The sequence below is a fragment of the Oerskovia rustica genome, assembly GCF_014836555.1.
GTDB classification, from domain to species: Bacteria; Actinomycetota; Actinomycetes; order Actinomycetales; family Cellulomonadaceae; genus Oerskovia; species Oerskovia rustica.
Genome location: NZ_JACSQQ010000017.1, coordinates 40,822 through 62,508 on the forward strand (window position 1 = coordinate 40,822; position 21,687 = coordinate 62,508).

Consider the following 21,687-nt stretch of genomic DNA (forward strand, 5'->3'; position numbering starts at 1 on the left):
CCTCGGGGTCTCGCGGGTTCCGACACGAACGAGACGCGCCGGCCGCCCGGGGAGTGAGACAGCCCGCTGGTGCCCCGAAACCCCTGTGCTACGGTCGTCGGGTGAACACGGTTCGTTGGTATTGGCGCTTTACGCTGGCTCCTGGAGGGGCCGAGCGGGCGTTCGCCTGACCAACCTTCCCCGGAGCCAGCACAGGGCCTTGGACGCGGACCGCGTCCGGGCCCTTCGTCATTCAGACGGGCCGACTCCGGACACAGAGCAGGCCGCACGGCTCCGTCTGAGTCACCTTCAGATCAGGAGCCCTCGCATGACCGCCACGACCGCGACCGCCGCCTCGCCGGACGAACGTCACCACGAGACGACCACGTCACCCGCCGGTGCAGGTGACACCATGGAACGCGTGACCTCCCACCCCGAGTACGAGCTGCAGGCGCCCACGAGCGACCTGCGCATCCGCGCCCTCGACCCTCTGCCCGCCCCTGTCGACATGCTCGCGGAGCTGCCGCTCGGCACGGCGCGCGGTGACCTGGTCACCCAGTCGCGCCGCGAGATCCGTGACGTCCTGGCGGGCGACGACGACCGTCTGCTCGTCATCGTGGGGCCGTGCTCGGTCCACGACCCCGAGGCCGCGCTCGACTACGCGCACCGCCTTGCGGCCGTCGCGAAGGACCTGTCCGAGGATCTCGCGATCGTCATGCGCGTGTACTTCGAGAAGCCGCGCACGACGGTCGGCTGGAAGGGGCTCATCAACGACCCCGACCTCGACGGGTCGCACGACGTCAACCGTGGCCTGCACCTGGCGCGCGAGGTCCTGCTCGGCGTCCTCGACGCCGGTGTCCCTGCGGCGACCGAGTTCCTCGAGCCCACGAGCCCGCAGTACATCGCGGACGCGGTGTCGTGGGGTGCGATCGGCGCGCGCAACGTCGAGAGCCAGGTGCACCGCCAGCTCGCGTCGGGTCTGTCGATGCCGGTCGGCTTCAAGAACGCGACCGACGGCGACATCCAGATCGCGGTCGACGGCTGCATCACCGCCGCGAGCGAGCACACGTTCTTCGGCACGGACGGTGCGGGCCGCGCGGCCGCGGTCGAGACCGCGGGCAACCCGGACTGCCACATCATCCTGCGCGGAGGCCGCAGCGGCCCCAACTACAGCCCCGACGACGTCGCGTCCGCCCTGCGCGTGGCCGCGGCCTCGGGCCTGGGCGGGGCCGTCGAGCACGGCCTGGTCATCGACGCGAGCCACGGCAACTCGGGCAAGGACCACGTGCGCCAGGCGGAGGTCGTGCGCGAGGTCGCGGCCAGGATCGCCGAGGGCGAGGCGGGCATCACGGGTCTCATGATGGAGAGCTTCATCGTGGCGGGGGCGCAGGCGCCGGCTCCGAGCGGGCTCGTGTACGGGCAGTCCGTGACGGACAAGTGCATCGACTGGGAGACGACGGCCGAGCTCCTCGGCGAGCTCGCCGAGTCGGTGCGGGCGCGCCGGGCGCTCTGAGCCCCCTCGCTCCAGGACGGGGGGCCCGCGCCCCCCCGGGGAGGGCGGCCGCCGTCGTCCTGGGACGGGGGTCAGGGGGTCGTGCTGCTCGGGGTGGTCCAGGAGCCGACCTCCACGGTCGCCCCGCCGAGGATGTCGACGCCGCCCTCCCCGCCCATGTGGGAGGTCACGGGCAGACGGACGGCGTCGGCGCCGACCACGGTCTTGACGAGGAAGCTCGTGGTCACGTCCGGGTCGTTGGCCGTGGACATGGCACCCCACCGGACCAGGGACTCGACGGTCTGGCCGGGGAGGACGACCAGCCGGACGGAGCTGCCGCCGTCCATGTACGGCTCGAGCGTGACCTCGGGTTCCGTGCCCGAGGCGCGGAGGAAGCTCAGGTCGGGACGACCGTCCACGGCGCACGGTGCGCCCGAGCCGTTCGTCGCGCGGAGGATCGCGAAGCGTGACCCGGCGGCGGCGTCGAACCCGACGAGCTCCGGGGTGAGGTCGGGGCCGGTGCAGGCAGGGATCCCGTCGGCTGCGGCGGCCGCGGCGTCCACCGCGTCCTGCTCGGCGAGCGCCGGGTCGGGTCCGGCCGGTTCGAGGTCGCTCACCCAGCCCGTCTGGGACGTCCCCTCGCCGTCGACCACGAACTGGATCGGGCGTCCGAGCAGCTCGGCCTGGCCCGAGGCGCGCAGCCAGGTGGCTGTGGGTTCCGGGTCGCCGTCGACGCGGACCGTCAGGAGGGGGGCGTCGCCCTCGCCGGGAGTGCCCTCCTCGATCGAGGGTCCTGCGTCGTACGAGACCTCGGTGACCTCGTCGCGCGCGGAGGCCTCGGCGAGGAGCGCTACGGCGGGCAGGGGCGGGGGCGTGAGGTAGTGGCCGCCGAAGTACCGGGTGCGGGAGTCGTCGGTCGAGAGGGAGACGATCCCGTGCCCGAGGTCCTGGGCGGCCTGGGCGATCGTCGGGAGGTTCTCCGGGGCGCGGACGGTCACGGCCGCGGTCGTCGCGTCGAACAGGACCGAGGTGGCCCCGGCGTCGAGCAGCCCGACGCCGGCGGCGACCGAGTACGTCCCGGTGCCGTCCATCCCGACGCGCAGCGTCGAGCCGGTCCCGGGGATCTCGTCGACGACCCAGGTCTCGTGGAAGCCCCGGATCCCCGCCTCGAGGAGAGCGGCGCGCGCCCTGTCCGCGGTGTCCTGCGAGGCGTCGGGGCCGGTGAAGCTCTCGAGGTCGATGGTCATGACGAGCCGCAGGACCGGGACGTCGAAGCCGGGCTCGTCCGTCTCGGTCTTCTCGACCTCGACCGACTCGACGCCGTCGAGCGCCCCGACCTTCCTCTCGAGTGCGGCGACGGCCTCCTTGTCGGAGAGGGGGGCGGGGGTGGTGGCGGCGTTGCCCGGGCGGTTCAGGGCCCAGAGCGCCAGGGCGACCAGGACGACGAAGAGTCCGGCCACCACCAGGTAGACGGGCTGGGTCCGGGGGCTCTGCGGCGTCTCGGTCACCCCGCGAGGGTAGCGGCTCCCGAGCGGTGCCCGCCGCGACCCATCCACCGGCCCGTCGGCGACGAACCACAGATGCCTCGGTCGTCGCGGGAGGCCACGTGCCGCGGGTGGTCCGCCGGTGCGCCGCGTCGGCGGGCCTGGGGCAGACTGGGCGGGTGCCACCTGTGAGGACGAGCGAGCCCGACGCTCTCGATGCCGCGCTCGCCGCGTGCGCCGGGGGCGACCCGGACGCGTTCGCGCCGGTGTACGACGCGTTGGCCCCGGCCGTGTTCGGCACGGCGCTGGGCGTGCTGCGCGACAACGACCATGCGGCCGAGGTGACCCAGGAGGTGATGATCGAGGTGTGGCAGACGGCGGTGCGCTTCGACGCCTCACGGGGCTCGGCACGCACGTGGGTGGTCACGATGGCCCGACGGCGCGCGGTGGACCGGGTGCGGTCCGAGCAGTCCCGCCGGGTCCGGGACCAGAAGGACGTCGACGGACGTCTCGCGGGGGGCGGGCACGACGTCGTGGCGGAGGAGGTCGAGCACCTCCTCGAGTCCGCCGCGGTGAGGCAGTGCCTGGGGAGCCTGACGCAGACCCAGCGCGACGCCGTCGTGCGTGCGTACTTCGGTGGGCTGACGTATCGGGAGGTGGCCGTGGAGCTCGGTGCAGCCGTGCCGACCGTGAAGTCGAGGATCCGCGACGGGCTCCTGCGCCTGCGTGACTGCCTGGGGGTGAACCGTGGCTGACGACACCGGTCGCCCGCCCGGCGGCGCCCAGGGCTCGGGCGGGTCGGACGCCCAGGACCGCCCGGGCGGTCCGGACGAGTCTCGTGACCTGCTCGCGGCCTACGCGCTCGACGCGGTCGACGACCTGGACCGCCGCCTGGTCGAGCGGTTGCTGGCCGCCGACCCCGAGGCTCGTCGTGAGCTCGACGAGCACCGCGCGGTGGTCGCGGCGTTCACGGTGGACTCGGCGCCGCCCGTGGCGCTGCGCGAGCGCGTGCTCGGGAGCATCGCCTCCGTGCCGCAGGTCGCCGAGACCCCCCGGAGCGCGGACGCGGCCGGCACGTCCGGCGGCGCACGCCCGGGCACGGCGCGGCGCCCGCGGAGGCGGTGGGCCGCCGTCGCGGTGGCCGCTGCGGCGGTCGTGGCGGTCGCGGTCCCGACGACGCTCGCGATCCAGGCCCGGCAGGAACAGGTCCGGCTCCAGACGCAGGCCGACGCGCTGGCCTCGATGCTGGCCGACCCGACGGCCGAGATCGTCCGCGGGGAGATGGTGGGGGGCGGGGACGCGAGCGCGCTCGTCTCGGGGGACCGTGTCCTCTTCTCCGTCACGGACCTGCCGCAGGCGGGCTCGGCGGAGGACTATCAGCTCTGGCTCGTCGAGGGTGAGGAGATGGTCTCTGCCGGGGTCTTCGACGCACGTGACGGGTCGGCGGCACTCCTCGTCGAGGCGGCGGGGAGCGCGGGGGTAGCGGTGACCCTCGAGCCTGCAGGCGGTTCTCCGCAGCCGACGAGCGACCCGCTCGTCGTGCTCGAGACCTGATACTCGACACCGGATAGAGATTCCTCGGAAAACGGGTGCTAAATACCCGTGCTCGGGTAATTCCTTGGTCCGATTCCGGATATATGCCAGGGTTTGTAAAATTCTGGGTATTGGTGATGCAATACGACACGTTCCCACCTGTGTCGTCGTGCGAAGGCGCTCCGACATCACCCCGGAAGGAATCCACCACCCGTGAAGAAGCTCCTGGCGAGCGGCGCTGCCGCGCTGCTCGCACTCGGCGGACTGGTCGCCACCGCGGCCCCTGCCTCCGCACACACCCCCCGCGTCACCGCGGACTGCTCCGGCCTCGAGGTCGACCTGAAGGCCTACTCCGACAACGCCAACTCCGTCGTCGTGAAGGTCGACGGAGAAACCGTCAAGAAGGACACGTTCAAGCGGTCGTACTCCACGTCCTACACCTTCACCGACACGACCGTCGGCCACTCGTGGGAGGTCGTCGTCAAGGCCTCGGACGGCAAGCGGTACGACTTCAGCGACGACGGCACGACCGAGGCGTGCACCGGCACCTCGACGCCGAAGCCCGGCAAGGAGGTCGGCCTCTACGTCTACAAGAAGAACGACCCCGCGAAGCCCGCTTCCTGGGCGAACTCGGGGCCGCAGACGCTCGTCGACCACAAGCCGGGGACCGAGTGGTACACGACGTTCCCGACCGTCCTGCCGACAGAGGTCTGCGGCGAGGGCTGGGCCGTCCAGCAGGACAGGGTCAGGCAGGACGGCACGTTCGTCTGGCCCGGGACCATCACCCCGCCGACGTCGGCCCTGGGCGGCGTCCTCGTCGACTCGAAGCACCATGACCTCGGTGACCTGATCGAGGTGCCGGCGTGCGACCAGCAGACGGCCCCGCCGCGTCCGTCGAAGCCTGCCCCCGAGACGTCGGCGGAGCCCGTGACCCCGGTCGTGCCGACCGTCGGTGACGTGTGCACCGCCGAGGGCCAGGACGTCGACCTGCCGACGGACACCGACGAGGTCACCTACGAGCGATCGGGCGACACCGTGGTGGCCCGCCCGGCCGCCGGACGCACGCTGGCCGCCGTCGAGGGCTACGTCCTCGCCGAGGACGGCTCGTCCGCGACGTTCACGATCGACCGGACCGCGGCCGACTGCGCCCTGGTCCCGGGTGAGATCGGCGCGGTCTGCGAGGCCGACACCCCGTACCTCGGCTACGAAGTCTTCCTGCCCGAGGGCTACGTCGCGGACAGCGACCGCCCGTTGAGCATCACGTTCCTCAACCCCGGTGAGGGCGAGGACTACACGGTCGAGGGGCTGCCGCTCGACGGCACGCTCCTGTGGCCCGGCGCGTCGGCGAGCGAGCCGCTCTCGTGGCCCGGCTGGGAACGTCAGGCCGACGGCACCTACACCGAGACCGACGGCAACTACGCGTGGACCCGGTCGGGCGTCGAGGTCCTGTTCGAGGTCAACCCGGGCTGGTCGACGACCGTCAGCTACCCCGAGGCCACGGAGGCCTGCGCGAACCCGCGCGTCCTGGCCGCGACCGGTCCGCTGGAGGGTCCTGCGACCCCGGTGAGCGCAGAGAAGCCGTCCGGCCCGTCGCTCGCGGCGACCGGAGCGACCGTCGGCGGGGCCGCCTTCCTGGCGCTGCTGCTCGTCGGTGGCGGCGCGGGCATCATCTGGGCGCGGCGTCGGGCAAACGCCTGAGCCGCTGAGGTGAACCGGGCCCACCGATGACGGGTGGGCACGAAGAGGAGCCGGCCGCTCCGGGCATCCCGTCCGGTGCGGCCGGCTCCTCGCTCGTCGTCCCCGTGGGCGGCTCGCGGACCGCTGAGGGCCGACCGCCGCGGCACGGGGACAACCGCGGCGGCCGGCGTCGGGGGTCACATGGTCGGCATGAGGACCGTGTCGACGAGGTAGACCGTGGCGTTCTGCGTCATGACGCCGCCGCAGATCACCTTGGCGTCGTTGACCATGAGGTCGTCGCCCGAGCCCGTGACGGTCACGGTCCCGCCCTCGACGGTCTCGTGCTCACCGACGACCTGGTCCGGGGTGAGCTGGCCGGGCACCACGTGGTACGTGAGGATCTTGGTCAGCATGTCGGAGTCGGTCTTGAGGCTCTCGATGGTCGCCGGGTCGATCTTGGCGAACGCGTCGTCGACCGGCGCGAACACCGTGAACTCGCCGCCGTTGAGCGTGTCGACCAGGTTCACGTCGGGGTTGAGCTGCCCGCTCACCGCGGCGGTGAGGGTCGTGAGCAGCGGGTTGTTGGAGGCGGCGACGGCGACCGGGTCGGTCGACATGCCGGTCACGGAGCCTGCGCCGTCGGGGACCTGCTCGGCGTAGGCCGCACAGCCGGGGCCGACGAGGTTCGCCGCGGGGTCGACCTCGGGGGTCATGGCCTCCTGCGACATGTCGTCGGACGGCGTCGTCATCTCCGACGCGCTCGACGAGTCGCTCCCGGAGCCGGAGTCCGAGTCGGAGCTGCAGGCGGTCAGGCCCAGGATCGCCAGGGCGGCGACGCCGGCCACGGCGTACGAACGGGTTCGAACGTTCATCGGTCTCTCCTCGTTGTCGTCGCCCCGTCAGGTGCGGGGCGTCTCGCAGGAGGTTCGGAGCCGGGGGCGGGGTGGATGGGTCGGACTTCCGGCGAGCCGCGCGACCCATCCGTGCGGAGGGCCGCGCCGAACCCCGGCCATGGAAACCCTCGTGCTCATCGGCCTGATCGGTGGCCTCATCACCGGCATCTCGCCGTGCATCCTCCCGATGCTCCCCGTGATCTTCTTCGCGGGCGGCGTGCAGGGCGCCCGCGGTACCGCGGCCGCTGCGCCCTCGCTCGTCCCCGTGCCCGACGGCGCAGCGGCCACCGCGGCCCCGTCGCCCTCGGTGGGGGCCGGGTCGGGCGCCTCGACCGCCTCGCTGTTCGCCGGCGTCCCCGGCGCGGTCCAGGTCGGTGCACGCGGCCAGGTCGTCACGGCGGTCCGGCCGGACGGCGGCACGGCGCCGGGGGGCACGTCCGACCCGACCACGGCGGTCAAGGCGCCGTCCGCGGGCGGTGAGCGGCGCCGTCGGGCGGGGAAGGGCGGTGACGGCGCCGGCAGCACCCGGGGCGCGCGCCGCTCGTGGCGGCCCTACCTCGTGATCGCCGGGCTCGTCGTGAGCTTCAGCGTGTTCACGCTGCTCGGATCGCTGCTCCTCGGGGCGCTCGGGCTCCCGCAGGACCTGCTGCGCTGGGTGGGGCTGACGCTGCTCGCGGTGATCGGCGTGGGCATGATCGTGCCCCGGTTCGAGGAGGTGCTCGAGCGGCCGTTCCAGAGGATCGCTGCGCTGGGTTCACGGCACGGTGCGCGCAGCCAGGACCGCGGGGCGTTCGTCCTGGGCCTCGGCCTCGGGGTCCTGTACGTCCCGTGCGCGGGGCCGGTCCTCGCGGCGATCACGGTCGCGGGCGCGACGGGGAACATCGGGCCGGAGACGGTCGCGCTCACGGTGTCGTTCGCGGTCGGCGCCGCGGTCCCGCTGCTGGTCTTCGCGCTCGCGGGACGTCGGGTGGCAGAGCGCGTCAAGGCCTTCCAGCGCCACACGCGCGGGATCCGCGTGGCCGGGGGCGTGGTCATGATCGCGCTCGCCGTCGGGCTCGCGTTCAACCTGCCCGCGTACCTCCAGCGCGCGCTGCCCGACTACACGGGCAGCCTCCAGGAGCGTGTCGACGCGTCCGGGACGGTGCGCGAGGCGCTCGACCTCGGCGGGATCGTCACGGACGAGAACCGTGGGCTGTCGAACTGCTCGAACGGTGCGCCCGAGCTCGAGGACTGCGGGCCCGCCCCCGCGCTGCGCGGCATCGACACGTGGTTCAACACCCCTGGCGACCAGCCGCTCGCGCTCGACGGCCTGCGGGGCAAGGTCGTCCTCGTCGACTTCTGGGCATACTCCTGCATCAACTGCCAGCGCGCGATCCCGCACGTCAACGCCTGGTACGAGCAGTACAAGGACGTGGGGGAGGGCTTCGAGGTCATCGGCGTGCACACACCCGAGTTCGCGTTCGAGCGCGAGACGCGCAACGTCATCGCGGGCGCAGAGGACCTCGGCGTCACGTACCCGGTCGCGCAGGACAACTCCTACGCGACGTGGACCGCGTACCGGAACCGGTACTGGCCCGCGCAGTACCTGGTCGACGCCGACGGGACCGTGCGGCACATCCGGTTCGGCGAGGGCGGGTACGAGGACACCGAGGGGCTGATCCGCGAGCTCCTCGCGGACGCGAACCCGGGCGTGAGCCTGCCGGGCGCGACCTCCGTCGAGGACGGCACCCCCGACGGGTCGACGACCCCCGAGACCTATCTCTCGGTGGGCAAGGTGGGCAACTACGCGGGCGAGCCGCGCTACGCCGCGGGCGAGCAGGGCTTCACGCTCGCCGACGAGCAGGCTCCCGACACGTTCTCGCTGGGCGGGACGTGGGACGTCGACTTCCAGGGCGCCACCGCGGTGTCCGACGGCGCCCGCGTACGACTGGCGTACCGCGGCACCGACGTGTTCAGCGTCCTGGGCGGCGAGGGGACCGTCACCGCGACGGTCCGGGACGCGGCGGGGAAGGTCGTCGAACGTCGCGAGATCGACGTCTCGGGGAACCCGACGCTCTACCCCGTGCTGGAGGGGGACGCGCCGAGCGAGGGGACCGTCGAGCTCGACGTGCCTGCGGGGATGCAGGTCTTCACCTTCACGTTCGGGTAGCGGGCGGAGCGGGGCGCGGACTGAGACCGCGCGTTCCACCTGACGACCCTCGCCGTGACCTTAGATGGAAGGGGTGGATCATGAGAGGGTGCTGAGCCTCTCCGAGAACCTGACCGAGCAGTCCCGTGCAGCTCGCACCAAGGTCGAGGGCGCCCGACACCCGTGGCGCTACCTCGTGGCCGCGATGCTCGCGGGCGCCTACATCGGCGTCGGGGTGGTCCTCATGGTCGCCACCGCCGGCCCGTTCCTCGCGGCAGGGGCCCCGGCCGAGAGGCTCGTCGCCGGCGGCGTGTTCTCGGTCGCGCTGACCCTCGTCGTCTTCGCGGGGGCCGAGCTCAGCACCTCGGCCATGATGATCCTGACCCAGGGAGCGGTGACCCGGACGATCCCGGTGCGCTCCGCCGTCGGGACGCTGCTGTTCTGCTTCGGCGGGAACCTGCTCGGGTCCATGCTCTTCGGCTGGATGGTCGTCCAGTCCGGCATCCTGCACACCAACGCCGCCGCGGGCGAGATGATCGCGTCGATGCTCGCGGGCAAGGGGCACGAGACCGGCACCCAGCTCTTCTTCCGCGGCGTCCTGTGCAACATCCTGGTCTGCGCCGCGATCTGGGCGTGCGGGCGGCTCCGCTCCGAGGCGGGCAAGGCGATCGTCATCTTCTGGGCGATCTTCGCGTTCATCTCCTCGGGGTTCGAGCACGTCGTCGCGAACATGACGACGTTCAGCATCGGGCTCTTCAGCCCCGAGGCGCTCACGACGTGGGGCGAGTTCGGGCGCAACATGCTGTTCGTCGGGCTGGGCAACGTGGTGGGCGGGGCCGTCGTGGTCGGGCTCGGCTACGCAGCCGTGTCGGGGCGGCGCCGGGCCGTCGCGAGCGACCCCGACGACGTCGAGGAGCTGGTGAGCGGGCCCCTCGTCGAGCTCGAGACCGAGGCTGTCCGGGCCGGGAACGTCGAGCGCTAGTCTCGTCAGATGGACCGCCCATCGGGTGGTTTTCGGCGGAATTCCGGGGTTTGTGCGCCAGGAAAGTCCGGAAAAGATGCACACATGGGGCGGATCCGGTAACGGAATCTCCGCGAGGTGTCGGAATTCACTGCCGTCCATGGCATGATCCCCGATCATGGGCATCAGGACGGTGGTGGATCTCACGCAGGTCGAGGAACCTGCCTGGCCCACGCTCGCGCGGATGTTCCAGCGACCGGGCGTCGAGGTGCTCGCGCCCCCCGAGTGGGCGCCCGAGGTCCTGTACCGGCTCCAGATCACGACCCGCTCGACCCTGGGAGCGCTTGCGCTCCACACCGGGGGAGTGCTGGTCGACCACGGCTGGCTGCGACTCCTCGGCGGCGGCGCCTACGGCCTGCCCGACCTCGCCACGATCAACGGGCTCGGCGACCCTGCCGAGGGCAGTGTCGCGCCGCAGCGACTCGTGGTCGCGTTCGACGTGCTCGGCGGCACGTTCGCCGTCAACGGCGGCGGGCTGCCCGGGCCGCTGGGCGACGTGCACTACTTCGCGCCCGACACTCTCGAGTGGCACTGCCTGGGGTTCGGGCAGGGGGCGTTCACCGAGTGGGCGGTCAGCGGCGGCCTCGGCGAGTACGTCGCGGACCTGCGGTGGCCGGGCTGGGAGCGTGACGTCGAGGCGCTGCCTCCGGACATGGGGTTGAGCGTCTACCCGCCGCTGTGGTCAGGGCAGGGCGCGGGGTCGTGGGTCGAGCGACGGGCCGTGCTGCTCGAGGGCCTCGCGGTCTGGCACCACGAGCTCGCCGAGCGCATGCGGCCGCTCGACGACGACGCCCCGCTGGGCAACCCCTCGGCCGACGGCTGCTAGCCACCCCGGGGGCGGTTGAGGGGCCCCGTCGGCAAGGCCACCGGTGAGGACGTCCTCCTGCCAGTACTCCCAGTCCGCGTCCGGCGACGGGTCGAACGTCCCGAGGGCCGCGTCGTCCGATGTGCAGGGGATTCCTGCGCAGCCCGCAGCAGAGTTGTATACAAGTACGCAGGCGATGTGGCACGATGGCCGCATGGTCAGCGCCCCGACGACGTCGTCCCCACCTCGTGACGAGCCCCTTGCCGTCGTCCGCCGCCAGTCCGGGGCCCGCGCGGTCTACGACCTCCTGCGTCAGCGCATCATCGACGGCACGCTCGCGGCCGACGCCCGACTCACCGAACCCGTCCTCTCGGCCCAGCTCGGCGTGAGCCGCACCCCCGTCCGAGAAGCCCTGAGGCTCCTCCAGGCCGAGGCCCTCGTGGTCGAGCAGCCGACCGGGGGAGTGCGCGTCGCGCCCCTCGCGGTCACCGACCTGCACCGCGTGTACGACGTCCGGGCCCGCCTGGAAGGCCTGCTCGCCCGGGACGCGTGCGAACGTGCGCGGCCTGCCGACGTCGCCCGTCTCTCCCGGCTCGTCGACCTCATGGACGCCGTGCGCGACCACGAGGACGAGGTCCTGCGCATCGGCGCCCAGTTCCACGGCGAGATCGCGACCCTCGCCGACAACCGGTGGTGCTCCGAGCTGCTGCGTCAGATCCGCGGTCACGTCGACCGCTATCGTTCGCTGTCCGCGCGGGAGCGCGTCGGGACCACCGACCACGTCGACGAGCACCGTGAGGTCGCGTCCGCCATCGCGAGCGGCGACCCGGACGCGGCCGAGCGTGCCATGCGCGAGCACATCGAACGCAGCGGCGCCATGGCGGCCAAGGCCCTCGGCGAGCAGGAGAGCCCGCCGCCCGGCTGACGACGCGCACCTCACCCGGCCCCCACCGACCGCAACCGGCCCCCACTGCCCACGCGACGCCGTCGGGCAGGGAGCACGCCCTACGTCCCCCGACGCACCGCAACAGACCACCGGAGGCACCGATGCCCACGACCCACCACCTGCGGACCCACCGCTCCGCGGAGAACCTCGCCCGCACCGACCAGCTCGCCTGGAAGCTCGCCGAGCTCGCGACCGACCAGGTCGAGGTGCCCGACGAGGTCGTCGACATGATCGTCAACCGCGTGATCGACAACGCGGCCGTCGCGGCGGCGAGCCTCACCCGAGCCCCGGCCGTCGCGGCCCGCGGGCAGGCCCTCGCGCACCCGTACGAGCCGGGCGCGACGGTCTTCGGGACGCCGCTCGCGACCCGCACGAGCCCCGAGTGGGCCGCCTGGGCCAACGGCGTCGCGGTCCGCGAGCTCGACTACCACGACACCTTCCTCGCGGCCGAGTACTCGCACCCGGGGGACAACATCCCACCGATCCTCGCGGTCGCCCAGCACGCGGGCTGCGACGGGGCGGCGCTCGTGCGCGGCATCGCGACGGGCTACGAGATCCAGGTGGACCTGGTGCGGGCCATCAGTCTGCACGCGCACAAGATCGACCACGTCGCACACCTGGGCCCGTCGGCAGCGGCAGGGATCGGGACCCTGCTCGGGCTCGACACGACCACGATCTTCCAGGCGATCGGCCAGGCCCTGCACACCACGACCGCGACGCGGCAGTCCCGCAAGGGGCAGATCTCCACGTGGAAGGCGTACGCGCCCGCCCTCGCGGGCAAGGTCGCGGTCGAGTCCGTGGACCGGGCGATGCGCGGGCAGACGTCGCCCGAGCCGATCTACGAGGGCGAGGACGGCGTGATCGCGTGGCTGCTCGACGGCCCCGAGGGACGCTACGACGTCGTGCTGCCGTCGCCCGGTGAGCCCAAGACCGCGATCCTCGACACCTACACCAAGGAGCACTCGGCGGAGTACCAGTCGCAGGCGCTCATCGACCTGGCGCGCGCCCTGCACGCCGAGCACCCGTGGCTCGCGGACCCTGACAACATCGCGAACATCGTGATCCACACGAGCCACCACACCCACTACGTGATCGGCTCGGGCGCGAACGACCCGCAGAAGTACGACCCGACCGCGTCGCGCGAGACGCTCGACCACTCCATCCCGTACATCTTCGCGGTCGCGCTCCAGGACGGCGGGTGGCACCACGTCGACTCCTACACGCCCGAGCGCGCGGGCCGCGCCGACACGGTCGCGCTGTGGGGCAAGGTCACCACGGCCGAGGACCCCGGGTGGACGCGTCGCTACCACTCGGTCGACCCGGCCGAGAAGGCGTTCGGCGGTCGCGTCGAGATCGAGCTGGCCGACGGCGGACGGATCGTCCGCGAGATCGCCGTCGCCGACGCGCACCCGCTCGGCGCGCGCCCCTTCGCCCGGGCGCAGTACGTCGCCAAGTTCAGGCTGCTCGCCGAGGGCGTGCTCGAGCCCGCCGAGATCGAGCGCTTCCTCGACCTCGCGCAGCGGCTCCCGTCGCTCACGCCCGCCGAGGTGCGCGAGCTCTCGATCGTCGCGCGGCCCGGGCTGCTGGACGCGGTCCCGGTGCCCACGGGCATCTTCGAGCTGGGCCGCCCCGACACCACGGACGCCGGGGGTCCCGGCGAGACCGGTCCCGGCGAGGGCGCCGCGGGCTGGACCATGCACGAGGCGGCCGACGACCCCACCGGCTCGACCACCGCAGGAGGCAACTGATGCTGTACTCGCACGTGACGCCGTCGGACAAGCGGGCGGCGCTGCGCGCCCGGCTCGCGGCCGGCGAGCTGCTCCAGCTTCCCGGTGCGTTCAACCCGCTCTCGGCGCGCCTCATCGAGGACAAGGGCTTCGACGGCGTGTACATCTCGGGGGCCGTGATCTCGGCGGACCTGGGGCTCCCGGACATCGGCCTCACGACCCTCACCGAGGTCGCGACCCGTTCCGGGCAGATCGCGCGCATGACGAACCTGCCCGCGCTCGTCGACGCCGACACCGGCTTCGGGGAACCCATGAACGTCGCGCGCACCGTCCAGTCCCTCGAGGACGCCGGCGTCGCGGGCTGCCACATCGAGGACCAGGTCAACCCCAAGCGCTGCGGCCACCTCGACGGCAAGGCGACCGTCGACCTCGAGACAGCGACCAAGCGCATCCGTGCCGCGGTCGACGCCCGGCGCGACCCGAACTTCCTCGTCATGGCGCGCACCGACGTGCGCGCGAGCCTGGACGGTGCCGCGGGGCTGGCGACCGCGATCGACCGCGCCAAGGCGCTCGTCGACGCGGGCGCCGACGCGATCTTCCCCGAGGCCATGCGCGACCTCGCCGAGTTCGAGGCCGTGGCCGCCGCCGTCGACGTGCCCGTGCTCGCCAACATGACCGAGTTCGGCAAGTCCGAGCTGTTCACCCGTGACCAGCTCGCGGCGGCAGGCGTGCAGATCGTCATCTACCCCGTGACCCTCCTGCGTAGCGCGATGGGGGCTGCGGAGCGCACGCTGGACATGATCCGGGAGACCGGCACGCAGGACGGGGTGGTCGGTGAGATGCAGACGCGCGCGCGGCTGTACGAGCTGGTGGACTACGCCGGCTACAACCACTTCGACACCGAGATCTTCACCTACCGGCCGTAGGGCGCCCAGGACTGCCGCAGCACGACCCCGCATCACGAAGGAGTGAGCACATGACCACCAGCACCCCCAGCGTCGGGACGCCCGCGACCACCCCTGGAGCCGTGGCCCCGGCCGCGCCCCCCGAGATCCGCAAGGGCCTCGCGGGCGTCGTCGTCGACACGACGTCGGTCTCCAAGGTCAACCCCGACACGAACTCGCTGCTCTACCGGGGGTACCCCGTGCAGGAGCTCGCCGCGCGCAAGAGCTTCGAGGAGGTCGCCTACCTCCTGTGGCACGGCGAGCTGCCCACGCCCGAGCAGCTCGCCGAGCAGACCGCCGTCGAGCGCGCCCACCGTGCGCTGCCGGGCGCCGTGCGCAACGCGATCCTCGAGCTCCCCACGACCTGCCACCCCATGGACGTGTGCCGCACCGCGGTGTCGGTCATCGGCGCGCACGACCCGACCGCCGAGGACTCGTCCCCCGAGGCCGAGCACGCCAAGGCGCTGCGCCTGTGGGCGATGCTGCCCGCCGTCGTCGCCCTCGACCAGCGCCGACGCCGTGGTCAGCAGATCGTCGACCCCGACGAGGACCTGGGCTACGCCGAGAACTTCCTCCACATGACCTTCGGCGAGGTGCCCGACGAGTGCGTCGTGCGGGCCTTCGAGGTGTCGATGATCCTGTACGCCGAGCACTCGTTCAACGCCTCGACGTTCACGGCCCGCGTCATCACCTCGACGCTGTCCGACCTGCACTCGGCCGTCACGGGCGCGATCGGCGCCCTCAAGGGGGCCCTGCACGGCGGCGCGAACGAGGCCGTCATGGCGACCTTCGCCGAGATCGGGACGGCCGACCGGGCCGCCGCCTGGCTCGACGAGGCGCTGGTCGACAAGCGCAAGATCATGGGCTTCGGCCACCGCGTCTACAAGCACGGCGACTCACGCGTCCCGACCATGAAGAAGACGCTCGACGACCTCGTCGCGCACCTCGGGACCGACGAGGCGACCGCGCTCGACGCGCTCTACGACGCGCTCGAGGCCGCCATGACCGAGCGCAAGGGCATCCTGCCGAACCTCGACTACCCGACCGGCCCCGCCTACCACCTCATGGGTTTCGACACCCCCACGTTCACGCCCCTGTTCGTCGCGGCGCGCGTCGTGGGCTGGACCGCGCACGTCGTCGAGCAGCGGTCCGCGAACGCCCTCATCCGGCCGCTCAGCCAGTACGTCGGGCAGGCGCAGCGCGAGGTGCCGTAGGGGCGGTGCGGGACCGGCCCTTGCCGGTCCCGGGGCCATGCCGGACCGGTCAGGCGCGGAACGCCTCCAGCGCGTCCCGGTCGACCGGCCCGGTGGCCCGGACGAGCTCCTCCACGTGTTCCATCTGCTCCCAGACGTTGACCGTCATGCCGGCCTGGACCCGGTCGCCCGACACCCAGAACGCGACGAGCTCGTGGTCCTCGAGGGACCCGCTGACGACCACCTCGGTCCCGGCCGGGTCCTCGACGAACCCCAGGTACTCCATGCCCACGTCGTACTGGTCGGAGAAGAAGTAGGGCAGCTTGTCGTAGGGCTCACGCGAGCCCAGCATGGCGCGCGCCGCGTGCGGCCCGGTCTCCAGGGCCACGGCCCAGTGCTCGACCCGCAGAGGGCGGCCGTAGCGCGGCGAGGGGACGCTCGCGATGTCTCCCGCCGCCCACACGTCCGGGGCAGACGTCCGCAGGGTCGCGTCGACGGCCAGCCCACCACCCAGGCTCGCGTCGCGCAGGTCGATCCCCGCGGCCTCCGCGAAGCCGACGTTGGGCGTCACGCCCACACCGACCACGACGACGTCGGCGGCCACGTGCGTCCCGTCCGCGACGTCGAGCCCTGTGACCCGCCCCTCGCTGCCCGTGATCCCCACGACCTGGGCGTTACGGTGCAGGTGCACGTCGTGGTCCGCGTGGACCTTGCCGTACATCTCGCCCAGCAGCGGGCCCAGCACGCGCCCGAGGGGGTGCACGCCGCGCCCGACGACGGTCACGTCCAGGCCGAGGCTGCGCGCCGAGGCCGCGACCTCCATCCCTATCCACCCGTCACCCACGACGGCGAGCCGACCCGCGCCCTCGCGGGCCGAGGCCTCGAGCGTCGCGGCGAGCAGGTCGGCGTGCTCGATCGTGCGCAGGTAGTGCACGCCCTGGAGGTCGGCACCGGGCACCGCGAACGAGCGCGGCGTCGAGCCGGTCGCGAGGAGCAGGCGCGCGTAGGGCAGGGACGTCCCGTCGATCAGCGTGAGGGAGTGCGCGTCGACGTCGATCCCGGCGGCCCGCGTCGCGGTCCGCAGGTCGACGTGGTGGTCGGCGTACCACTCCTCGGACAGGGGGAAGAGGACGTCGCGCTCGGCCTCTCCGCGCAGATAGTCCTTCGAGAGCGGCGGACGTTCGTAAGGCCGGTGCGGCTCGCTCGAGACGACCACGAGGTCGCCGTCGTACCCCTCGGTCCGCAGGGACTCGGCGGCCTTCGCGGCCGCCAGGCCGCCTCCGACGATGACGATCGGCTCCTCAGCCATGACGACGACCTCCGACGCTGGGGGTGCAGGACCCTCATCGTGACACCGGAAGGGGGGACCCGCATAGGGCGGTCGCGGGCGAGGGAACGACGTCGTCACCCTCGACGTGCGGTGCGGTCGCCCTCGACGGGCGGGGACGTCACCGTCGGCGGGTGGGAACGTCACCCTCGGCGGGCCGAGCGGGAACGACGAAGGCCCGGAGTCCAGTGGACTCCGGGCCTTCGTGCTGGTCGGGGTGACAGGATTTGAACCTGCGACCTCGTCGTCCCGAACGACGCGCGCTACCAAGCTGCGCCACACCCCGATTGCTCCTGTTGCGACCGGCCTGCGGAGGGTCCTCGAAAGGTCCCGCCAAACCTGCGCGCTGGAGCCTGCCTAGGATAGCCGACGTTTGCCCCTGCGACGAAACCGGCCCCTCGGCGCGTGCTCACGGTGCCGTGAGGGTCACGAGCGTGGCCTCCGGGCGGCACGCGAACCGGAAGGGCGCGTAGGGCGAGGTGCCCGCCCCGGCCGACACGTTGAGCCAGGTCGAGTCCTCGCCGCCCGGGGCGTCGGGCCGGGCTCCGGGCCACCCGTGCAGGCCCTTGGCCCGCCCGCGGTCCAGGTCGCAGTTGGTCACGAGCGCCCCGTAGAACGGGACGCAGAGCTGCCCGCCGTGGGTGTGGCCGGCGAGGATCACGTCAGCGCCGTCGTCGTGCATCTGGTCGAGGACGCGCACGTAGGGCGCGTGCACCACGCCCATCCGCAGGCCCGACGACGCAGCGTCCGTCCCGTGGTCGCCCGCCGCCCGTTCGCGTGCGGCAGGGAAGACGTCCCTGTCCAGGTGCGGGTCGTCGACGCCCACGAGGTCGATGTGCACGCCGCCGACGTCGATCGCGTCGCGGCGGTTGGTGAGGTCGATCCACCCCGCGGCACTGAACGCGGCGGCCAGCTTGTCCGCGGGGAGCCGCGGCGGGTCGATCTTGTGGAAGATCCGCGCGTCGGGCAGCAGGTACCGGGCAGGGTTCTTCGGCGAGGGCGCGAAGTAGTCGTTCGACCCCATGACGAATGCTCCGGGAGCGCTGCTCAGGAGCGGATCGAGGGCGTCGAGGAGCGGCTCCAGCGAGTCGACGTGCGCCAGGTTGTCGCCCGTGTCGACCACGAAGTCGGGGCGGAGGGCCGCGAGGGACCGGATCCACTCGATCTTGCGTTCCTGCGTGGGCGTGAGGTGAAGGTCCGAGAAGTGCAGGACCCGCACGTCGGACGCCCCCCGAGGGAGCACCGGGACCGTGACCTCACGCAGCGTGAAGAGCTTGGTCTCCAGGTGGGGGTAGGCGAGCGCCCCCGCTCCGGCGGCGGCGAGTGCGCCGCCGCCGACGAGCGCGGGGTGCACGCGGGCCCCGGTCAGTCCTGCTCCCCGCCCGGCGTGCCGGTCTCGCCGCCGCCGTTCCCGTTCCCGCCGCCATTACCGCCGCCGTTGCCGTTCCCGCCGTTCCCGTTCCCGTTGCCGCCACCGTTCCCGTTGCCGCCGTTGCCGGTCCCACCATCGCTCGGCGGGGTCGTGGGGGTCGTGGGGGGCGTCGTGGTCGGCGGAGCCTGGACCTGGCCGACCATCTTCGGGTCCGGCGCCGGGAACGGCTGGGCGGGGGTGCCCGCGAGGACGGTGTTCATGTAGTCACGCCAGGTCGGCGCCGCGAGGTCCGAGCCGAACCACCACTGCTTGCCGACGCCGTTGATGACGAAGCGACCGCGCCCGTTGCTCCGCATCTCGACGTTCTTCTCGGCGTTGCCGATCCACACGGCCGTGGAGACCTGCGGGGTGTAGCCGACGAACCAGGTGTGGGTGTTGAGGTTCGCGGTACCGGTCTTTCCTGCGCTCGGGCGCCCGTCGAGCTGCGACTTCTTGCCGGAGCCCTGGGTCATGACGTTCTCGAGCGCGTAGGTCACGGTGTTGGCCACCGCAGGGTCGAGCGCGGCCGTGCAGTTCGCCGACGGGACCTCGAGGTCCTTGCCCTCCGCGTCGACGATGCGGGTGATCGCGATGGGGTCGCAGTAGGTGCCGCCGCTGGCGAACGTGGCGTAGGCCGCGGCCATCTGCAGGGGAGAGGACTCCTGGGTGCCGATGACCATCGACGGCATCATCTTGACGCCAGCCTCCTTGTCGGCCGTGACGGCCGGCTTGAACCCGATGGCCTCGGCGGTCGACTTGACGTCGCACAGACGCAGCTGGGACTCCATGGACGCGTACGCGGTGTTGATCGAGTTGTACGTGGCGCGCAGGACGGAGATGTTGCCCTGGTCGTTGTTGCCGTCGGAGTTGCTGGGGCTCCAGGGCTTTGCCTCGTTGCGCACCCGCGCGCCGCACCAGTCGAAGTCGGTGTTGTTCCATGCGCGCTTGTTCGCGCTCACCGACTCGTTGAGCGTGTGGCCGGACCTGAGCCACTCGGCCAGGAGGAAGGGCTTCCACGTCGATCCAGGGGAGAAGCCTCGGGAGGAGCCGTGAGCCTGGTCCGCGCTGTAGTTCTGCGCCGTCGTGCCCGGCTCGGGTTCGAGGGCCGCGTCGTACGGTCGGTTCTGGGCCATCGCCAGGATCTTCCCGGTGCCGGGCTCGATGGAGACGATCGCGTCCTCGATGCCGCTCGGGTCGTTCGTCGGCACCGCTGCCAGCGCGTTCTCCTCGGCCGCGGCCTGCATCGCGGGGTCGAGCGTCGTCGTGATGTCGAGGCCTCCGCGGTAGAGCAGGGCCTTGCGGTCCTTCTCGGTCTCGCCGAAGCTCGGGTTGGAGATGATGACCTTCGTGACGTAGTCGCAGAAGAACGCCGCGCCGTTGGCGGCCTCGCAGCCGACCTCCACGGGCACGATGTTGAGGGTCGCGGGCAGCGGGGTCGCGACGGCCTCGTCGTGCTCCTGCTGGGTGATGTAGCCCTGTTCGAGCATTCGACGGAGCACCAGGTTGCGTCGCTCCTCGGACTTCGCCGGGTTGGTCACAGGGTCGTACTTGCCGGGAGCGTTGGTCACGCCGGCGATGGTCGCGGCCTCGACGATCGAGAGATCGGACGCGCTCTTGCCGAAGTAGTGCCGCGCCGCGGTCTCGACGCCGTAGACCCGGACGCCGAACTGCGCGATGTTGAGGTAGCCCTGGAGGATCTCGTCCTTCGTCATGCGCTTCTCGAGCGAGATCGCGAGCTTGGCCTCGCGGGCCTTGCGCTCGATGCTGCTCTCCTTGACCGCCTCCATGGCGATGGGGTCCTCGGCGCGGACGGCCTGCTCGATCAGGACGTTCTTGACGTACTGCTGGGTCAGGCTCGACCCACCCTGCTGCGACTTGCCCATCGCGTTGTTCACGGCGGCACGCACGGTGCCCTCGGGGTCGATCCCGCCGTGCTCGTAGAAGCGCTTGTCCTCGGTCGCGACGACCGCGTTCTTCATGTGCTCGGAGACCTGGTCCAGGGGGACCACGATGCGGTTCTCCTGGTAGAAGGTCGCGAGCAGCGTGGTGCCGTCCTTGGCGTAGACGCGCGAGAGCTCGGCGAGGGGGCCCGGCTCGAGCTCGTCGGGCAGCTCCTCGAAGATCTGGACGCTGCTGTCGGTGACCTGGCTGGCGCCCGCCGCGAGGGGGATGAGCAGGCCCGCGCCGAGCACGCCTCCGACCCCGGAGACCAGGACGAACGCCAGCAGCAGGGCGATGAGCTGATAGGCGTTGACTTGTCGACGGGGACGCGCAGGGGAAGCCATAGGCGCAAGCCTACGGGAGGGCCCAGACGGTCCCCGGGGGATTCCGCCCTCGTCCGGTGTGCGGGTTGTGTGAGCATCCGTGGGCCGGTTCGGGGAGCGGGTGTGACCTGTGCGCAGGCTGGATGGCGACTACGCTCGGGCGCATGGCAACCACCTGGGAGTACGCGACCATCCCCCTCATCATCCACAACACCAAGGCAGTCCTCGACCAGTGGGGCTCGGACGGCTGGGAGCTCGTCCAGGTCGTCACGGGACCGGACGGGAACGGCCTCGTGGCCTACCTCAAGCGCCCGACCGGCGAGAAGTAGTGGTCGGCGTCGTCGACGCCCGGCTCGCCGAGCTGGGCATCACCCTGCCCGACGTCGCCGCGCCCGTCGCGGCGTACGTGCCCGCGGTGCGCACCGGCCGGTACGTGTACACCTCGGGCCAGCTCCCGTTCGTGGCGGGCGCCCGGCCGGCGACCGGCAAGGTGGGTGACGGCGAGGGGCTCGTCGCGCCGGCCGACGCGGCGGGCTACGCCCGCACGAGCGCGCTCAACGCGCTCGCGGCGGTCAAGGCGCTCGTGGGGGATCTCGACCAGGTCTCGCGGATCGTCAAGGTCGTCGGGTTCGTGGCGAGCGATCCGTCGTTCACGGGTCAGCCGGCCGTGATCAACGGCGCCAGCACGGTGCTCGGGGAGATCTTCGGCGAGGCCGGAATCCATGCGCGCAGCGCGGTGGGCGTGGCGGTGCTCCCGCTCGACTCCCCGGTGGAGGTGGAGCTCGTCGTCGAGCTCGCGGACCCTGCGGACGCCTGAGCGACGCTTCCGAGACGGCGAGAGGCCGGTCGCGCGACCCGAAGGT

Annotated in this window: 17 protein-coding genes, 1 tRNA gene and 1 pseudogene; 13 read left to right on the forward strand and 6 right to left on the reverse strand. The window is 72.2% G+C overall.

Going from position 1 to position 21,687, the window contains the following annotated elements:
• The first annotated feature begins 391 nt into the window (after positions 1-391).
• Positions 392-1,492: a 3-deoxy-7-phosphoheptulonate synthase gene (locus H9652_RS11390; RefSeq protein WP_191796393.1), complete on the forward strand. Its 1,101-nt coding sequence runs from the start codon at positions 392-394 to the stop codon at positions 1,490-1,492.
• A 71-nt stretch (positions 1,493-1,563) separates the two neighbouring features.
• Here H9652_RS11390 and H9652_RS11395 read toward each other — a convergent pair whose 3' ends face one another.
• A complete protein-coding gene (locus H9652_RS11395) occupies positions 1,564-2,979 on the reverse strand; it encodes a DUF4232 domain-containing protein (protein ID WP_191796347.1) in 1,416 nt (471 codons plus the stop codon).
• A gap of 155 nt (positions 2,980-3,134) precedes the next feature.
• Here H9652_RS11395 and sigK point away from each other — a divergent pair, with 155 nt between their 5' ends.
• From sigK to H9652_RS11410, 3 genes are all read left to right on the forward strand, one after another.
• The gene (gene sigK, locus H9652_RS11400) at positions 3,135-3,710 is read left to right on the forward strand and encodes an ECF RNA polymerase sigma factor SigK (protein WP_191796348.1); all 576 of its coding nucleotides are present in this window, start codon (positions 3,135-3,137) and stop codon (positions 3,708-3,710) included.
• Entirely contained in the window at positions 3,703-4,509 is an 807-nt protein-coding gene (locus H9652_RS11405) for an anti-sigma factor (protein ID WP_191796349.1), read from the forward strand. Before sigK ends, H9652_RS11405 begins: the two co-directional genes overlap by 8 nt.
• A gap of 192 nt (positions 4,510-4,701) precedes the next feature.
• Complete coding sequence (locus H9652_RS11410) at positions 4,702-6,186, forward strand: carbohydrate-binding protein (protein ID WP_191796350.1); 1,485 nt, start codon at positions 4,702-4,704, stop codon at positions 6,184-6,186.
• Positions 6,187-6,362: 176 nt separating this feature from the next.
• Here the strand turns inward: H9652_RS11410 and H9652_RS11415 are convergent, their stop codons facing one another.
• Positions 6,363-7,037 carry a fasciclin domain-containing protein gene (locus H9652_RS11415; RefSeq protein ID WP_191796351.1) on the reverse strand — a complete coding sequence of 225 codons (675 nt, stop codon included), beginning with the start codon at positions 7,035-7,037 and terminating at the stop codon, positions 6,363-6,365.
• A 139-nt stretch (positions 7,038-7,176) separates the two neighbouring features.
• On the opposite strand from H9652_RS11415, the gene H9652_RS11420 reads away from it, so the two are divergent.
• The 7 genes and pseudogenes from H9652_RS11420 (at position 7,177) to H9652_RS11450 (ending at position 15,843) form a co-directional block, all read left to right on the forward strand.
• The gene (locus tag H9652_RS11420) at positions 7,177-9,207 is read left to right on the forward strand and encodes a cytochrome c biogenesis protein DipZ (protein WP_191796352.1); all 2,031 of its coding nucleotides are present in this window, start codon (positions 7,177-7,179) and stop codon (positions 9,205-9,207) included.
• A gap of 88 nt (positions 9,208-9,295) precedes the next feature.
• Entirely contained in the window at positions 9,296-10,168 is an 873-nt protein-coding gene (locus H9652_RS11425; RefSeq protein ID WP_191796353.1) for a formate/nitrite transporter family protein, read from the forward strand.
• Positions 10,169-10,325: 157 nt separating this feature from the next.
• The gene (locus H9652_RS11430) at positions 10,326-11,033 is read left to right on the forward strand and encodes a DUF2625 family protein (RefSeq protein ID WP_138822702.1); all 708 of its coding nucleotides are present in this window, start codon (positions 10,326-10,328) and stop codon (positions 11,031-11,033) included.
• A 193-nt stretch (positions 11,034-11,226) separates the two neighbouring features.
• Positions 11,227-11,937 (forward strand): GntR family transcriptional regulator, encoded by a 711-nt coding sequence (locus tag H9652_RS11435; RefSeq protein WP_191796354.1) that lies wholly within the window; start codon positions 11,227-11,229, stop codon positions 11,935-11,937.
• A gap of 122 nt (positions 11,938-12,059) precedes the next feature.
• A pseudogene (locus H9652_RS11440) lies at positions 12,060-13,574 on the forward strand (MmgE/PrpD family protein); the annotation flags it as partial.
• 131 nt (positions 13,575-13,705) lie between these two features.
• The gene (prpB, locus tag H9652_RS11445; RefSeq protein ID WP_191796356.1) at positions 13,706-14,611 is read left to right on the forward strand and encodes a methylisocitrate lyase; all 906 of its coding nucleotides are present in this window, start codon (positions 13,706-13,708) and stop codon (positions 14,609-14,611) included.
• 50 nt (positions 14,612-14,661) lie between these two features.
• The gene (locus H9652_RS11450) at positions 14,662-15,843 is read left to right on the forward strand and encodes a bifunctional 2-methylcitrate synthase/citrate synthase (protein WP_191796357.1); all 1,182 of its coding nucleotides are present in this window, start codon (positions 14,662-14,664) and stop codon (positions 15,841-15,843) included.
• Between the two features lie 49 nt (positions 15,844-15,892).
• On the opposite strand, the gene H9652_RS11455 is transcribed toward H9652_RS11450, so the two are convergent.
• The 4 genes from H9652_RS11455 to H9652_RS11470 all read right to left on the reverse strand — a co-directional run bounded on the left by H9652_RS11455 (position 15,893) and on the right by H9652_RS11470 (position 20,845).
• Entirely contained in the window at positions 15,893-17,131 is a 1,239-nt protein-coding gene (locus H9652_RS11455) for an NAD(P)/FAD-dependent oxidoreductase (protein ID WP_191796358.1), read from the reverse strand.
• A 227-nt stretch (positions 17,132-17,358) separates the two neighbouring features.
• Positions 17,359-17,435 (reverse strand) — tRNA-Pro (locus H9652_RS11460).
• 123 nt (positions 17,436-17,558) lie between these two features.
• On the reverse strand, positions 17,559-18,503 hold the full coding sequence (locus tag H9652_RS11465) for a metallophosphoesterase (protein WP_191796359.1): 945 nt from the start codon (positions 18,501-18,503) through the stop codon (positions 17,559-17,561).
• 11 nt (positions 18,504-18,514) lie between these two features.
• Positions 18,515-20,845, reverse strand: a complete 2,331-nt coding sequence (locus tag H9652_RS11470; RefSeq protein ID WP_191796360.1) for a transglycosylase domain-containing protein — start codon at positions 20,843-20,845, stop codon at positions 18,515-18,517.
• Between the two features lie 143 nt (positions 20,846-20,988).
• On the opposite strand from H9652_RS11470, the gene H9652_RS11475 reads away from it, so the two are divergent.
• Together H9652_RS11475 and H9652_RS11480 are read left to right on the forward strand one after the other, a co-directional pair.
• Positions 20,989-21,153 carry a hypothetical protein gene (locus tag H9652_RS11475; RefSeq protein WP_021481786.1) on the forward strand — a complete coding sequence of 55 codons (165 nt, stop codon included), beginning with the start codon at positions 20,989-20,991 and terminating at the stop codon, positions 21,151-21,153.
• Positions 21,153-21,641, forward strand: a complete 489-nt coding sequence (locus H9652_RS11480; RefSeq protein WP_191796361.1) for a RidA family protein — start codon at positions 21,153-21,155, stop codon at positions 21,639-21,641. Before H9652_RS11475 ends, H9652_RS11480 begins: the two co-directional genes overlap by 1 nt.
• Positions 21,642-21,687: the final 46 nt, after the last annotated feature.